The sequence below is a fragment of the Lactobacillus fornicalis genome, from assembly GCF_055362665.1.
On the sequence record NZ_JBLTIM010000003.1, the window covers coordinates 1 to 15,492 of the forward strand.

A 15,492-nucleotide genomic window follows, 5' to 3' on the forward strand; every position below is an offset into this window, starting at 1 on the left:
AAAATTTGACAGTTTCATCGGATCGGTCAAAGGATTAAACAGCCAATTATTATTATGAAAAATCATATGATGGAAAGTGACAAAAAAAGTATCAAAATTTGCCACCGCAAATGGGACAACTACTACGGGAATGAGCATAAAGATTAAAGCCCAAGTCTTAGATAAATAATCAAAGTTAGACTTAAACCGCAAGACTATTAATCCCAAAATAAATACAATCACAGCTAATTCAAATAGGTGCTTACATTCAGTAAAATGTTCAATTGCATTAGCAGAACTTGCAAAATTATCCATTTTTAATTCCTGCTTAAATGGCCAAAGCAAGAACCACAATAACTGACTATAATTATGCATTACTTGTCCTACTGTTAAATTCACTGTTTCATAAGTTTTCTGTACTTTTACAAATAAAGCAAGTAATGGCCAACTTAACAAAATCGTACCAGTTACTGCACTTGCTACTCCCATAAAGAAATGAAATATAGGATTGTAGGCATTATTTCCAATTAATTTTTTTCTTTTCATAATTCAAATTCATCTAAATTATTCACAATATAACTTGGTTGACGCTTATCAATAATATCTTCACGCTTATTGACCCCTGTTAAAGTTAATAAGCTATCTACTCCACTATTAAAACCAGCATGAATATCCGTCAAATAATTATCACCAACAATTAAACAATCTTGTTTGTGATATGAAGTCTTTTCTAATAACTTTTCCACAATGATATTAGAAGGTTTACCAATAAATAATGGCTTTTGCCCGCTGGCTACTTCAATCATTTTACAAATTGAACCATTACCTGGTAACAATTCATCCCCACTAGGCAAATTCAAATCACTATTGGTTCCAATAAATTTTGCTCCATTTCTAATATGGCGAACCGCAGTCCGAATTTTATGATATGTTAAGTCAGTATCCATGCCAACTACAACATAATCCGGATTTTGATCATCAAAACTAATTTCGGGATGAGATAACAATTCATTCCATAGGCCAATTTGTCCAATTATATAAACTTTGGCAGACTTTCTTTCAGACAAAATATATGAACTAGTAGCCATACAAGGTGTATAGATATGTTGAATATCTGTATTAATTCCATGCCCTGCCAATTTTTCAACAACCATTTGTGGGGTACGAGTAGTATTGTTAGTTAAAAAGATATAATCTAATCGTTTCTCTTGCAGCCTTTTAACAAAATTAACCCCTGATTCAATCGTGTCTTTTCCTCGATAAATAGTGCCATCTAAATCAATTAGAAAGAGTTGGTATTGTTTCATTAGTAATTATCTATCCTTACGTTTTTTGATTACAAAGACATGGTGTTTGCCTTTTTTAGTTTGTGCATAATCTTTCTTAGAATTAAACTTAGTCTTTTTGACCTTTCTTTCTCGGAAATAATGCGAATTGTTTTTCTTTTTGTGGTAATTATTTTTACTTCTAAAACGCACATTATAAGTCTTCTTCTGCTTAAAGCTTTGACTTACTTCATTATGCGTATTATCTTCATCTAACTGTAGAATAAAATAACCACTTCCAGGATTACAATATTCCGTTAAATAATCTACAATTGTTGAAACTTTTTTATCAATTGACGTTCTCACCCAATCTTGAAAGAATCCTTTTAATCGTAAATGTTCACTTGAAATATCACCAACTAAAAAATCATACTGATCAAGATAAGGATCGTATTTTTGCCTTAAAAGCTCTAAATCAACTGCATCTTTCTCATTAGCAATAATTGTATATTGCCGTCCATTAATTATTAATTTATCACCTAACCGAGCTACTGATGCTAATGGATGATGCAAGATAGGAGTATTTTCATGTTTATTTTCTTCCACTAACCTCACCTTTCTTAATTGGATATTTTTTAGCCAAGTATTCACCAATAACTTGACTCAATACTTTAGGAAATAAAAATTCATTTTCACCGACTACAGCCAATGTTGGAAAGAATGGAATTAAAATGTAATGATCTAGTGTTGCAATTTGATAATATCTGTCAGGATCAATTTCTTCCCCATTAACATAAACAATTCTAGTTTTCATATCAACCTGAATATTTCGGTAATAAACTTCACCAAATACTTTTCCTCGAAAACTCATGCCTATCAAATGAAATTTCCTAAGGAAATGGCGATTTTTTTCAATTTCCATGACTAGTCGCCATAAGTCACTACCTTTAAGAGTTGTACGTACGACATGCATTGGATGAGGCAAGCAAGTTTGTAAATCAAAGCGAGTCATAATTCCCTGTTTAAACGGTGTCAAAAACAATCCAGTTGAAAGCATTGCCAAATCAGTCCCAGCAAAGTCTGCTATAGCATCAAGCGAAACAGCTACCGCTTCTTCTTTATCATCTGCAAACAAAGCTGGCAAATCAGCTATTTTTTCTCTTTCTAATAATTGCTTGCCCTTTTCAAACAAAGCTTTACTCTCGGCCAAATCTTGTGCTTGTTCAGCCATTTGAGCAGTTTCATGTACACAAGCCTTCATTGAAGTAATTTTATGGTGATCATCAACAATCAAGTTAACATCCCCAACATAACGTCCCCATTTTCCAGTTTGAACAATCAAGGTATTATTAACCCATTTTCCAGTTTCTAATAAAGTATGAGTATGCCCTCCAACAATTAAATCAAACTCAGGGAATTTGTCAGCAATCCAACTATCTAAATTGACCCCAATGTGGGTTAAACCGACTAATATATCATATTTTCCCTTCAAAGTAGTCAACAAGTCTGGTATCACTTCTCCTAACATTTTTACATGCCAATGATTAGGACCATAAGTCATTGGATAAGGGGCCGTTAAACCAATGACTGCAATTCTTGTTTTCTTTTTGGTAGTAAAGATTTTATAACTAGTACACCATTTAGGCATACTTTCATCTTCTTCGCGCAGATTAGCCAAAACAGTTGGAAATTGTGCATAATCAAATAAATGTTCAACTACTTCATGTGGATTAGAAATTCCCTCATTATTTCCAATAGTTACAGCATCGTAATTAAACTGATTCATCAACTCAATATTGGCATGGCCATTAGTTGCATCACTTAATGGATTGGAACGATCCATAAAATCTCCTGCATCAAATGTATAAACTTGATCAACAGTATTATCTTGTTGTGCAGCATTTAAGAAGCGCTTAATTTTAGGGAACTTTTCAAAGTGTGAATGTAAATCATTTGTATGCAAAATTCTGATTTTTTCCATGGTTGCCTCTTATCCAATATGATTTGATTTTAAAATTAAATTATAAGCGTCCAGTACTTTTCCTTTTGGTTTATCCCACTCTTCCCACTTAGTTAAGGTGGTCAAAGTTGGAAATTTGTAAGTTTTATTAATATATGCTTCATAAGTTTTCAAAGCATTAGTTCTGGCAATATTAAGTTGTAATAACCGAACCTCTTTAATCATTCCCCGGTCACAAGCTAACTCAGCGATTCCATTTTGTTCAACATTAGTAATCTCGTAGTAAGTTGAACCGTCATTACGGGTTATTTCTTCAATCATATCAAATGTTTGGTAATTTTGATTCATTACGCACTCCTTAAAAATCGCTAATTTAATAGAAAAAAAACTCTTTCCATGCTATCGTAAAAACAACAGAGGTGGACAGATGAAATTAAAAAAATGCCTAAGTTGGGGCCTTTTCTTATGTTTAATATTTATAATTAATTGTGGCTTTTTAGTTGTTGGGCATCGTGGAGATCCAACTAAATACCCAGAAGAAACCATTCAAAGCGATAATTCTGCTTTTGACTCCGGAGCCGATTATGTGGAATTAGACTTGCATATATCTAAAGATAATATAGCAGTAGTTTCTCACGATGACGACTTAGAAAGAATGGTTGGTACAAATGCCATTGTATCACAAAATACCTTTGAAACTTTAAGTAAGCTTCAATACTCTAATGGTGAACACGTAATCAGCTTAGAGCAATTATTCGAATACTATAAAAATAAACCAAATGCCAAATTTATTCTTGAAACTAAAGTTGATCACGGAGTTGATAAAAGTAACAACCTAGAAAAAGTCATTGCGACTAGTATCAAAAAATATCATATGGAAAATCGAGTAATGATTCACTCTTTTTCTGCTAAAAGTTTATACTATTTCAGCCAATTACTTCCAAATGTAGAACGTATTTTTATTGTGGGATCTTTAAAGAGAATTAATTATGATACTCTTCAATATGTAAATGCTGTTAACGTTTCAAGTGATTTAATTAAAAAATATCCCAATCTAGTAAAATGGCTGCATGGCAGTGGAAAAAAGATTTTTGTTTGGGCAGAAATGGATGAATCACCTAAACTTTGGAATTGGTTAATCAATAACAATATTGATGGTGTGGTAACTAACTTCCCAGCAACCGGCTTTAAATATAAAGTTGCTAAAGAGGGTTCAAAACAAATAGAAATTAATAAAGATGCCACTTATTTAGGATTTACCAATGCAAAAACTATTATGAATCCATATCAACCTGTTGCCAACAAAACCAAGCTTTCTTTTTTAGAAAGCATTCATGTCGTAAATAGTGTACAAGTAGGGAACCAATTATACTATCAACTAGGTGGTAATTCGTTTGTTAAAGCTGACTATATAAGTTTTGATTTGAATTATGACAATTTAAATCCTTATTTCAATGCTCAAGTAAAAAGCCCATCTCATACTAAAGTAAAAGTATATCTAACACCTGATCATTTATCATATTTGCATAAACATCTAAGCTTTAACAAAAGCTATAAAATTTATGGATTCTCAGGAACTAGTAAAAATCTTTGGATTAAGACTAACTTAGGTTGGGTTCAAGCGCGAGAAATTTTATTCACTAATCTTCCGATTAATAGTTTTGCTTTTAGTCGCTACCAACTACTTGATGCAAACACAAGATATAATAATATTGAATTACTTTCATTTACTGTTTTACATGATTCATATACTCATCAATTTAATCCAAATTTAAAATCTTTTCTTAATCATAAGGCGCTTTCATAAAAGGAGCGCTTTTTTTATGATAAAATTAATTTAATATGATTAAGGAGGCTTTTTCGATGGAATTAGATTATAAAAAATTAGCCCTTGCTAAAAAAGATGATATTTTAAAAGACTTAGGTGAATTAATTGCAATTGATTCTTCAGAAGATTTAGCTAATGCTAGTGAAGAATATCCTGTTGGACCTGGACCAGTTAAAGCAATGAAGAAGTTTTTATCTTTTGCTGAAAGAGATGGCTTTGATGTTCAAAACTTTGCTAACTACGCTGGACGAGTAAACTTTGGTGAAGGTAAAAAACGCTTAGGTGTAATTGGACACATGGACGTAGTTCCTGCTGGAGATGGCTGGGTAACTGACCCATTTAAGATGATTATCAAAGATGGAAAAATTATTGGCCGTGGTAGTGCTGACGACAAAGGTCCTGCTTTAGCAGCTTACTATGGAATGTTAATTCTAAAAGAAGCTGGCTTTAAACCAAAGAAAAAGATTGATTTTGTTTTAGGTACTAACGAAGAAACTAACTGGGTTGGTATTGATTACTACTTAAAACATGAACCAACCCCTGATCAAGTTTTTTCACCAGATGCTGAATTTCCAATTATTAATGGTGAACAAGGTATCTATACCTTAGTTATGAACTTTAAAGAAGTTCCCGGTACTGGTAGCGTTGAGCTTCTTACCTTTAAAGCAGGAATTGCAGCCAACGTTACTCCACAAAAAGCTTTTGCAAGTATTAAGGCTGCTAACCTTTCAGAAATTAAGTCTGAATATGAAAAGTTTTTATCAGATAACAAATTGGAAGGTAAATTCGAAATTGCTGGCGATACTGCTAACTTAGAATTAGTTGGACAAGGCGCTCACGCTTCTGCCCCACAAGTTGGTAGAAATGCTGCCACTTTCTTAGCTGTATTCTTAGATACTCTTGATTTAGCTGGTACTGCTAAGAATTACATTCACTTCTTAAGCAGTGTTGAGCATGAAGATTTCAAGGGTGAAAAGTTAGGTGTTGCCCACCATGACGACCTAATGGGTGACTTATCAAGTGCACCAAGTATGTTTGACTTCAAGAAAGGCGAAAAAGCTGAACTTCTTGATAACATTCGTTACCCACAAGGAACTGATCCCGACAAGATGATTAAACAAGTAACTGAAAAATATGGTGATATCTTAGAAGCTTCATTCGATGGCTTTGAAGAACCTCACTATGTACCTGGCGATGACCCACTTGTTAAGACTTTGCTTAGCGTTTTTGAAAAGCAAACTGGTCTTAAAGGACATGAAGTTGTTATTGGTGGTGGTACTTACGGTCGTCTATTTGAACATGGGGTTGCTTTCGGTGCTCAACCTGAAGATGCTCCAATGGTTATGCATCAAGCCAATGAATATATGAAAGTTGATGACTTGATTGCCTCAATTGCAATTTATGCCGAAGCAATTTATGAATTAACTAAAGATGCTGAATAATAAAAAAGTCTGGAAGGTTAATCTTCCAGACTTTTTTATACTATTTATTTAGTAGTGCTGCCCTTTTCTACTAATTCGTAAGGCAATACCATATGTTTTTCTTCTAATTCTTCATTAGCCATTAACTTGGTTAACATTCTCATTGCCACAGCACCAATATCATAAAGTGGTTGCTTGATATTAGTCAAACTAGGACGAACAACTTCAGAAATTACAGTCGCATTTGAAGTAATTAATTCTAAATCATCAGGAATTTTTTTGCCATCATCTAATGCAGCATTCATAATTCCAACTGCAGATAAGTTTCTGGTTACCACAGCACCTTCAATTCCATCTTCTTCTAACTTGCCATATAAATCATAACCATCTTGGTAAGAGTAAATATCTTGATAAATATGCTTGGTCAAGTTATGTTCTTCCACAAATTCTTGGTAAGCTCTGATTCTGTTTTCTTTATTAATACTTGCTTCAGCATCTGCTAAAATTAAGGCAATTTCACCACAACCATTTTCAAGTAATAAATTAAAAGATTCCTTATCAGATTTTTGGTAATCAATATTAACAGAAGCAAATTGCTCTCTTGAATCAATTGTTCCTGCTAAAACAACTGGAGTATTAGTTCTTTCAAAAGCAGCAGCTGCTTCATCTGATAAACGATCCCCCATATAAATTACCCCATCGACTTGCTTATTAAGCAAACCTTGAATAACTTGCTCTTCTCTCAATAGCTTATTTTCAGTACTTGAAAGGATAATATTATACTTATATAAAGTTGCAATATCATCAATACCCTTTGACAATTCTGCAAAGTATAAATTAGTCAAGTCCGGTACAATAAGACCAACAGTAGTAGTTCTTTTAGATGCCAAACCTTGAGCTACTGCATTGGGTTGATAATGGAGGCGATTGATTACTTCCATTACCCGATCACGGGTTTCTTTGCGAACGTTATTATTACCGTTCACTACTCGCGAAACTGTAGCCATCGAAACTTTAGCTTCGCGAGCAACATCATAAATAGTCACTTCTTGTTTATGCATAATTTCGCTCCTCATCTTTCACTAACTCATCATATAACAATACCATGAAATCCCATAGTGGTGCAAACGCTTGCCCAATTCATGGCAAATTCTTTACATTGTTATATAATAGTTTTAAAAGATTTTTAATTATAAAGGAGAAAAAGTCATGAATTTAGATAAATTACAAAATTGGCTAGCTGAACATAATGTAGATGCTGCTTATATTTCAAACCCAATTACTATCGCTTATTTTACTGGTTACGAAATGGAACCAGAAGAAAGAATCTTTGCTTTATTAGCTTTTAAAGATGCTGAACCTTTCATTTTTTGTCCAGCTTTAAATGTAGAAGAAGCAAAACATTCTGAATGGAACGGGGATGTATATGGTTATTTAGACCATGAAAATCCATGGCAAATTATCAAAAGCCTTGTTAAAAAGAGAACCAATTCTTTTAAGCACTGGGCAATTGAAGAAAATAATTTACCTGTTGAGCGTTATAATTTTTTGCGACAAGCCTTTAATAACAGTGATTTTGATACTAATTTATCTGAATTTATTGATCATTTAAGACTTTACAAAACTCCTGAAGAAATTGAAAAATTGAAAGCTGCAGGTGCTGAAGCTGATTTTGCATTTCAAATTGGATTCGACAATATTGCCACTGGCGTAACTGAAAGATACATTGCTGGTCAAATTGATTATCAATTAAAGTTACAAAAAGGTGTTATGCACCAAAGTTTCGAAACTATTGTTCAAGCTGGTGAAAATGCATCAAATCCACATTTAGGACCAACTATGAATCAAATAAAACCAAATGAGTTAGTTTTATTTGACTTAGGGACAATGCATAAAGGTTACGCTTCTGATTCTTCAAGAACTGTTGCTTATGGTGAACCAAGTGATAAGCAAAAAGAGATTTATGAAGTCGACCGCGAAGCTCAACAAGCAGCCATTGAAGCAGCTAAACCTGGAATTACAGCCGCAGAATTGGATGCAGTTGCTAGAGATATTATTACTAAAGCAGGATATGGTGAGTATTTCATCCACAGATTGGGACACGGAATTGGTAAAAATGTTCATGAATTCCCTTCAATTATGCAAGGAAATGATTTAGTAATCGAAGAAGGTATGTGCTTCTCAATTGAGCCTGGGATTTACATTCCTGGTGTTGGTGGCGTTCGAATCGAAGATTGTGGCGTTGTAACTAAAAATGGCTTTGAACCATTTACAAAAACTGACAAAGCTCTTAAATATATCCCTTTACGTGATAAAAAATAGCAATAAAAAAAACTTTACCAGATAGGTAAAGCTTTTTTATTACTTTTCAGCGTTTTCTAAATCACTTAAAGTTTCATTATCGTCATTTTCATTGCTGCCAAGATTATGCTTGGTTGAATCAATTACGATATCATCAAAATCTTTAAGTTCAGAATCATCTTCAACATTTTTAGGAAAAGCAGCGAGTTGATTTTTCACAATTTCAGTTGAATTATCATACTTCTTTTTTAAATCATTTAAAGTATCATTATCATTAATCTTTTGCTTTAAGTCTTCAAGTGTTTCATCTGGAAGAAGATATGCAGCTGCTGCTAATCCTGCTGCTGCACCAACAACTGTCCCAAACACAAATGCTCCTAATTTCTTCATCGAGAAAATCCCCAATCTTTTCTAATCTAAACCGCGACGTCTTCTACGTCTAGCCAAAATACTAGTCAAAATAGTAGTCATTAAGCCTGTTTTCTTGATATTTACCTCAGAAAAACGTGTCGCTAACTTACGAGATGATGAATTAAGGTCAGATACACTTTCACCCAAATCTGCTGCTGCTTGTACAACAGGTTCAACAGTTTTCATCTTGGAGTTTACGTCTTCTAATAAATCATTAGTTTTATCAAGCAAGTCATTGGTCTGCTTCATAATATCGTCAATATCATTACTCATCTTCCCCAACGCATCATTGGTGATGTCCATTGTTTGTTCAACTTTCTTCAAAGTCTTAGTAGTTCTTAAAAGAACAGGAATAGTAAATAATACAAACAATAAAAAAGCAACCGCTGCAATTAAGCCAGCTAATGCACCATAAGAAATTAACATTATTTTTCCTCCAATTAATTCATCTAAAAAAAGTCTAGCATGATTTAGTCTATCTGACAATTTTACATCATTATCTGGTATGCTAATAACATAATAGCACGAAATGAGGACATACATGTACACGCTAACTTCAAAAATATTTTCAAATTGGTCAATTGATTGGTCTAGCTACTTAAATAATTTTATAAATGTAATTTGGCAATTAGCTATTACTACTGCCATCTTTCTTTTAATTAACAACTTCGGTAAACGTGTAATTACTAAATATTTTTTGAAAGGTAAAGTCAAGTTAAATAAGCGCAGCCAAACAATTGCTAATTTATCAACCAACATTTTTCAATATACTACTTTATTTTTCTATTTATTTGGCGTTTTAAGCATTCTAGGAGTCCCTGTCGGTACTTTAATTGCCAGTGCTGGTATTTTCTCCCTTGCCTTAGGTATGGGGGCTCAGGGCTTTGTTAGTGACCTTGTAAATGGCTTCTTTATTTTAAGTGAAGATCAATATAATGTGGGCGATTTAGTAAAAATCGGAACCGAAAAAGGTACGGTTGTCCGTTTAGGAATTAGAACAACATGTATTAAGCAAGTAGATGGCTCACTTACCTATATTCCCAATCGTAATATTTTATTAGTTACTAATTTGTCTCACGGAGGAACCGGCGGAGATATTGAATTAAACTTATTAGCAAAAAATGATTTAAACAAAGTAAATGAGCTAATTAATCAAGTTAATAAACAACTGAAGCGCAATGAAAAATTTTTATCTACACCACCAAAAAATTATGGTGTAACTAAACAAGAAGGCCCAAATGTTACAATCCAAGTTCACTTACAAGTAATCGGGGGGGATTCAACAGAAATAAAAAACAATTATTTAAGTAGTTATATTCAAGCTTTTCAAGATGCTGGTATAGAATTTGCTCACTTAACATAAAAGGTCCTGGAAAAATCCAGGACCTTTTTTATGCACGCCATTGTCCACCTTGACCATAAGTATGTGGACCTAATTCATTGATAATTACATGGATGTGTTCTTTAGGAGCGCCTGTATTTTTGTGAACAGCATCAGTAACATCTTTCATTAAATTTTCTAATTGTTCAGGACTTCTGCCCTTAATTAATTCAATATGTACAAATGGCATAATCTACCTCTTAAAATTGTTCAAGCCAAGCTGGCAACTTCTCTACTAATTGTTTAAGTGCTTTACCACGATGAGATACTTCGTTCTTTTCATCCGTAGTCATTTCAGCAAAAGTTTTGCCTTTTTCTGGAACATAGAATAATGGATCATAGCCAAAACCATCATGCCCACGAGGAATTGCTAAAACCACACCTTCACATTCACCAGTTACAACTAAATCCTTATCAAAATGTCCAGGCATTGATAAAACAAAAGTTGAGCAAAACTTTGCAGATCTTTCTTCTTCAGGAATACCACCTAAAGATGCAAGCAACTTAGCATTATTTCTTGCATCATTATGTGCTTCTCCACCATATCTTGCTGAATGAACACCAGGAGCACCATTTAATTTATCAACAACTAAACCTGAATCATCACTTAAAGTAGGCAATTTAGAAAATTCTGCTAAAGTGTGAGCCTTTAAAGTGGCATTTTCTTCAAATGTGCTGCCATTTTCACTAACATGTGGAGCTGCTTCTAAGTCCGCATTAGTTTTAATTTCAATATCTAATCCTGCCTTTTGAAAAGCAGCTTTTAATTCTTTAACCTTGTTTTGGTTATTAGTTGCAAATAATAAAACTTTATTCATTACCTTTCTCCCGTTTCTACATGATTAGCTACTAACTGCGGATCATCTAACCATTTACGAGCAATTTCCGTAAACTTTTTACAGTCACCGGTCGTATAGTATTCATGCTTTCCTTTTTCTCCAGCTAGCATTCCATCCCGCTTTAAAATATTTTCAGTGTATTGAGCAACCTGATCAGCAGGATCTACTAGCTTAATTGTACTACCAACAATTTCAGAAATTTCTTTCTCAATAATTGGATAATGAGTACAACCTAAAACCATTGTATCAAAATCTTTTCCTTTTAGGGAGTCCAAACTATCCCTTACCACATCAACATTGTAAGCGAAATCACGTTGTGCCTCAACAAGTGGTGCTAATTTAGGTGTTGCAAGTTCTGTAACTTTAATATCAGGGTTGCGGAACTTAATTTCTTTGCTATAAGCATGCGATTCAATCGTAACATGTGTACCAATTACTGCCACTTTATTGTTTTTAGTAATCTTAGCAGCAGCCAAACTACCTGATTGAATAACTCCAATAATTTGGGGGGCAATTTCTTTTTGAATCACTTCCATTGCAGCAGCAGTTGCTGTATTACATGCAAAAATAATTACTTTTACATTTTTGGATAGTAAAAAATCAACACTTTTTCTTGTTAATTCTATTACTTCCTCAGTTGTTTTATCACCATATGGCATATGTGCTTGATCACCAATAAAAACCGTTGCTTCATTTGGTAGTTTCTTCATAACCTTTTTGAGGACGGTTAAGCCACCTAATCCGGAATCTAATAATCCAATTGGTCGATTATCCATTAATTTTTCTCCTCAGACTTGTAAAAAATATTTTTCGCTTCCACTAGTTTAATGTAAAATAGAAAAGAATACAAAGGGATGGAAAGCTATGCAAGAAAATAACGAACACTCATATTTTATTAATCAACTCTATCGTGATTTTTTATTACCAACTATTTTAGGGGAAGATACCAAAGAAATTCTTTATTGGGCTGGTAAAAAAATCGCTAATAAATATGCATTAAGCGATACTGACTCTCTAATCGATTTCTTCCAAATGGCACAATTTGGTGATTTAAAATTAATCAGTGAAAAAAGAGTCGGGGCCACTTTTGAATTAAGTGGTCAAATTGTGGAAGATCGTTTAAATAGTGATACTAAAGATTTCGAACTTGAAGCTGGCATTATTAGTGCTTGCTTAGCTAGTGAAAATCAACGTGATTGTGAAAGTAACGTTGTCATTAACGACAAAGAAAAAAAAGTTCAAATCATTGCTCAATATTAATTACATAAAAAAGCTACTTCGTTTTGAAGTAGCTTTTTATGTAATTATTAGTCAGTATATTGATCTAAAATTTCATCTAATTTTTCTTTAGGTGTATAACCAGTAATCCGATCTACAACTTCACCATCTTTTTTAATAATTAACGTAGGAATTGCCATAATTCCCAAATTCTTAGCTGTTGATTGATTTTCATCAACGTCCATTTTGGTAAATTTTACATCTTGGCGTTCTTCTGCCAATTGGTCAATAATTGGTGATTGCATTCGACAAGGTCCACACCAGGTTGCCCAAAAGTCAGTTAAAACTACGCCTTCCTTAGTTTCCTCAGCAAAGTTTTGATCAGTTAAAGCTTCAACCATTTTAACTACCTCTAATCTAAAAATAATTTTGTTTTTGAATTTGTACTTTAAGTTTATGGTTTATACTTACTTTTTGCAAGTAACTTGCTCATTATTTTAACTCAACTATAGTTGCACCATTTCCACCTTCATTAGCTGGTGCATAATTGAAACTTTTGACATGGCGGCTAGACTTCAAATATTGCCAAACTCCTTGTCTAATTGCTCCCGTACCAATTCCGTGAACAATTACGACACTACCTAAGCCTGCTAATAAAGACGTATCCATATACCGATCTAAATTAACCATTGCTTCTTCATAGCGCTGTCCTCGTAAATCTAGCTGACTGCTTGCGTTTGCTCGATTAAGCTTTCGAGTTGTCCGGACAATTGTTTGCTTTTTCTTAGGAGCTTTACTGGCTTCTTTTTCAATATCACGATCTGTCACTTTAAGCTTAACAATCCCCATTTGAACTTCATAGTCATGTTCAGATAGTTTTTTAGTAATCGTCCCTACTTGACCATATGATAAGACCTTAACCTGATCACCAACCGCAACATTATGACGCTTTTTTTCTCTTTTTAAAACTTTATTATTGGCTAAATTATCAGCTTCTTTGGCTAACTTATTGAAATTACCCTTAGCATCGATCAACTTGTTTTCTTTAATTGCTGCACCACTTGCTTTTTGCTTTTCTAATTCCGCAATAATCGCCTCGGCCTTTTTGCGTTTTTTAGCGACCACTTCATTAGCACGTTCATTTGCAAATTCTAATTGTTTTTGTAAGCGTTGGTTATAAATGTCTAAGCCATCTTGTAACTTCTTGAGAAGCTCCTCAGATTTCTCCAAATTTTTAGCTAAAAACTTACGCTTAGCTGTCACTTCTTTTGTTTGTTCATTTAAACGAGCAATCATTTTATTTAGTTCAGAATCAGAATCTTTAGTCAAGCTTTCAGCTTTTTTGACGACTTTCTCATTCATTCCTAAACGTCTGGTAATGGCAAATGCATTTGAATAACCTGGAATACCAACTTGTAAAAGATAAGTTGGTGTCAAATTCTTCACATCAAATTCCATTGAAGCATTAGTAGTTCGATCACGGTTATAACCATAAAGTTTAAGTTCAGGATAGTGAGTTGTTACCATGATTTTAGCACCATGTTCTCGCAACTCATCCAAAATCGCAATTGCCAAACTAGCTCCTTCTTCTGGATCCGTACCTGCCCCAATTTCATCAATTAAGACCAAAGTGTTTTTATTTACATGCTTCATGATATAAATAATGTCATTCATGTGTGATGAAAAAGTACTCAAAGATTGCTCAATAGATTGTTCATCACCAATATCAGCATAAATCTCACCAAACACGCCCACTTGACTATTTTCATTTGTGGGAATAAACAAACCAGATTGGGCCATCAATTGAATTAAGCCCAGAGTTTTTAATGTTATTGTTTTACCACCAGTATTAGGACCAGTGATTAACATCGTGTCAAAATCAATCCCTAAACTAATATCATTTGGCACTACTTTTTCTGGATCAATCAAAGGATGTCGCGCTTGTCTTAAAAGTACTTCATGATTATCTGAAATCATTGGCTCAGAAGCTTTCATTTTTTTAGCTAATTTAGCTTTAGCTTGTAAGAAATCAAGTTCTGTCAGTGCAATGCCAATATTTCGCAATTGTTCTCTATCTTCGCCAGCTAAAGCTGATAAATGTTTTAAAATTTTGCGAATTTCTTTCCGCTCTTGAGCTAACAAACTTTGTTGTCGGTTATTTAAATTCAAAACTGCTTCTGGTTCTACGAATAAAGTTTGCCCACTGGCACTTTGATCATGGACAACCCCACCGAGTTTTCCTTTAAATTCTTGCTTAACCGGCAATACATACCGATCATCACGAATGGTAACCAAGCCCTCTGATAAGTATTTACTTGCTGATTTAGTTAAAGAAGCCATTTTATTTTTGATTTCTTCTTCGTTAGCAGCAATATCATGTCTTAACTTGGCTAATTCGTTAGATGCTGAATCTAGCACACTACCATCAAAATCAATTGAATGTTTTAGTTCAGATAACAATTCAGTAGGGACATCCAAATCTTCTAAAATCTTATCAATTGCCCTTAAATCAAGTTCAGCATCTACATTTTTTTCAATAAAGTCATTAATTTCTTTGGCTAATGTCAAAATAAGTAAAATATTTGCTAATTCTTCTGCATTCAAACTAGCCTTTACCTTTAAGCGCTTTAAGCTACCGTCTAAGGGCTTAAAATTAACAATAGGTAATTGTCCCCTAATCCGTAGTAAATTTGCTACAGCACGTGTTTGAGCAAGCATTATCCTAACTTGAACAGAATTGTCACTCGGTTGTAAATCACGCGCTTGTTTTTTAGCTGTATCTGTAATTGCTTCTTGAGCTAGTTTTTCAGTAATTCGTGGATATTCTAATATTTTTAAAATCTTATGATTCATATTTCCTTTAACCTATAAAAAAGGACCGGCCTAAAC

18 protein-coding genes are annotated in these 15,492 nt (G+C 33.6%); 5 read left to right on the top strand and 13 right to left on the bottom strand.

Translation table 11 applies throughout. The annotated features are described in order from the left end of the window. The 5 genes from ACNDLV_RS00495 to ACNDLV_RS00515 all read right to left on the bottom strand — a co-directional run. On the bottom strand, positions 1 to 525 hold a 525-nt coding region (locus ACNDLV_RS00495), incomplete at its 3' end, for a TIGR01906 family membrane protein (protein WP_498882848.1). Continuing rightward, positions 522 to 1,286 (bottom strand): TIGR01457 family HAD-type hydrolase, encoded by a 765-nt coding sequence (locus ACNDLV_RS00500; RefSeq protein ID WP_006586384.1) that lies wholly within the window; start codon positions 1,284 to 1,286, stop codon positions 522 to 524. The genes ACNDLV_RS00495 and ACNDLV_RS00500, both read right to left, overlap by 4 nt. 6 nt (positions 1,287 to 1,292) lie before the next feature. Next, entirely contained in the window at positions 1,293 to 1,850 is a 558-nt protein-coding gene (locus ACNDLV_RS00505) for a YutD family protein (protein ID WP_006586383.1), read from the bottom strand. Then, entirely contained in the window at positions 1,837 to 3,225 is a 1,389-nt protein-coding gene (locus ACNDLV_RS00510; protein WP_048588258.1) for a bifunctional metallophosphatase/5'-nucleotidase, read from the bottom strand. The genes ACNDLV_RS00505 and ACNDLV_RS00510 overlap by 14 nt, the downstream gene beginning before the upstream one ends. Before the next feature lie 9 nt (positions 3,226 to 3,234). Further along, positions 3,235 to 3,552 (bottom strand): hypothetical protein, encoded by a 318-nt coding sequence (locus tag ACNDLV_RS00515; RefSeq protein WP_006586381.1) that lies wholly within the window; start codon positions 3,550 to 3,552, stop codon positions 3,235 to 3,237. Between the two features lie 79 nt (positions 3,553 to 3,631). Here ACNDLV_RS00515 and ACNDLV_RS00520 point away from each other — a divergent pair, with 79 nt between their 5' ends. Both ACNDLV_RS00520 and pepV read left to right on the top strand, forming a co-directional pair. Continuing rightward, on the top strand, positions 3,632 to 5,011 hold the full coding sequence (locus tag ACNDLV_RS00520; RefSeq protein WP_006586380.1) for a glycerophosphodiester phosphodiesterase: 1,380 nt from the start codon (positions 3,632 to 3,634) through the stop codon (positions 5,009 to 5,011). A 56-nt stretch (positions 5,012 to 5,067) separates the two neighbouring features. Then, the gene (pepV, locus tag ACNDLV_RS00525) at positions 5,068 to 6,474 is read left to right on the top strand and encodes a dipeptidase PepV (RefSeq protein ID WP_006587709.1); all 1,407 of its coding nucleotides are present in this window, start codon (positions 5,068 to 5,070) and stop codon (positions 6,472 to 6,474) included. A 44-nt stretch (positions 6,475 to 6,518) separates the two neighbouring features. Here the strand turns inward: pepV and ACNDLV_RS00530 are convergent, their stop codons facing one another. Then, entirely contained in the window at positions 6,519 to 7,514 is a 996-nt protein-coding gene (locus tag ACNDLV_RS00530) for a substrate-binding domain-containing protein (RefSeq protein ID WP_006587710.1), read from the bottom strand. 148 nt (positions 7,515 to 7,662) lie between these two features. Between ACNDLV_RS00530 and ACNDLV_RS00535 the strand changes: the two genes are divergently transcribed. Further along, positions 7,663 to 8,775, top strand: a complete 1,113-nt coding sequence (locus tag ACNDLV_RS00535) for a M24 family metallopeptidase (protein WP_006586377.1) — start codon at positions 7,663 to 7,665, stop codon at positions 8,773 to 8,775. A gap of 39 nt (positions 8,776 to 8,814) precedes the next feature. On the opposite strand, the gene ACNDLV_RS00540 is transcribed toward ACNDLV_RS00535, so the two are convergent. Beyond that, positions 8,815 to 9,144 carry a hypothetical protein gene (locus tag ACNDLV_RS00540; protein ID WP_006586376.1) on the bottom strand — a complete coding sequence of 110 codons (330 nt, stop codon included), beginning with the start codon at positions 9,142 to 9,144 and terminating at the stop codon, positions 8,815 to 8,817. A gap of 21 nt (positions 9,145 to 9,165) precedes the next feature. Next, positions 9,166 to 9,591: a DUF948 domain-containing protein gene (locus ACNDLV_RS00545; RefSeq protein ID WP_006587712.1), complete on the bottom strand. Its 426-nt coding sequence runs from the start codon at positions 9,589 to 9,591 to the stop codon at positions 9,166 to 9,168. A 115-nt stretch (positions 9,592 to 9,706) separates the two neighbouring features. Here ACNDLV_RS00545 and ACNDLV_RS00550 point away from each other — a divergent pair, with 115 nt between their 5' ends. Continuing rightward, positions 9,707 to 10,528, top strand: a complete 822-nt coding sequence (locus tag ACNDLV_RS00550) for a mechanosensitive ion channel family protein (RefSeq protein WP_006586374.1) — start codon at positions 9,707 to 9,709, stop codon at positions 10,526 to 10,528. A gap of 28 nt (positions 10,529 to 10,556) precedes the next feature. Here ACNDLV_RS00550 and thmT read toward each other — a convergent pair whose 3' ends face one another. From thmT to murI, 3 genes are read right to left on the bottom strand one after another with little or no spacing between them, the layout of a single operon-like run. Next, positions 10,557 to 10,736 (bottom strand): 2-hydroxymuconate tautomerase, encoded by a 180-nt coding sequence (gene thmT, locus ACNDLV_RS00555; protein WP_006585703.1) that lies wholly within the window; start codon positions 10,734 to 10,736, stop codon positions 10,557 to 10,559. Positions 10,737 to 10,746: 10 nt separating this feature from the next. Then, positions 10,747 to 11,364 (bottom strand): XTP/dITP diphosphatase, encoded by a 618-nt coding sequence (locus tag ACNDLV_RS00560; protein ID WP_006586373.1) that lies wholly within the window; start codon positions 11,362 to 11,364, stop codon positions 10,747 to 10,749. Then, complete coding sequence (gene murI / locus ACNDLV_RS00565; RefSeq protein WP_006587714.1) at positions 11,364 to 12,161, bottom strand: glutamate racemase; 798 nt, start codon at positions 12,159 to 12,161, stop codon at positions 11,364 to 11,366. The genes ACNDLV_RS00560 and murI overlap by 1 nt, the downstream gene beginning before the upstream one ends. Before the next feature lie 88 nt (positions 12,162 to 12,249). Between murI and ACNDLV_RS00570 the strand changes: the two genes are divergently transcribed. Then, positions 12,250 to 12,645 carry a YslB family protein gene (locus ACNDLV_RS00570; protein ID WP_006586371.1) on the top strand — a complete coding sequence of 132 codons (396 nt, stop codon included), beginning with the start codon at positions 12,250 to 12,252 and terminating at the stop codon, positions 12,643 to 12,645. A gap of 47 nt (positions 12,646 to 12,692) precedes the next feature. Here the strand turns inward: ACNDLV_RS00570 and trxA are convergent, their stop codons facing one another. Together trxA and ACNDLV_RS00580 are read right to left on the bottom strand one after the other, a co-directional pair. Continuing rightward, a complete protein-coding gene (gene trxA / locus ACNDLV_RS00575) occupies positions 12,693 to 13,004 on the bottom strand; it encodes a thioredoxin (protein ID WP_006585701.1) in 312 nt (103 codons plus the stop codon). A gap of 91 nt (positions 13,005 to 13,095) precedes the next feature. Then, entirely contained in the window at positions 13,096 to 15,456 is a 2,361-nt protein-coding gene (locus ACNDLV_RS00580) for an endonuclease MutS2 (protein ID WP_006586370.1), read from the bottom strand. Positions 15,457 to 15,492 lie beyond the last annotated feature (36 nt).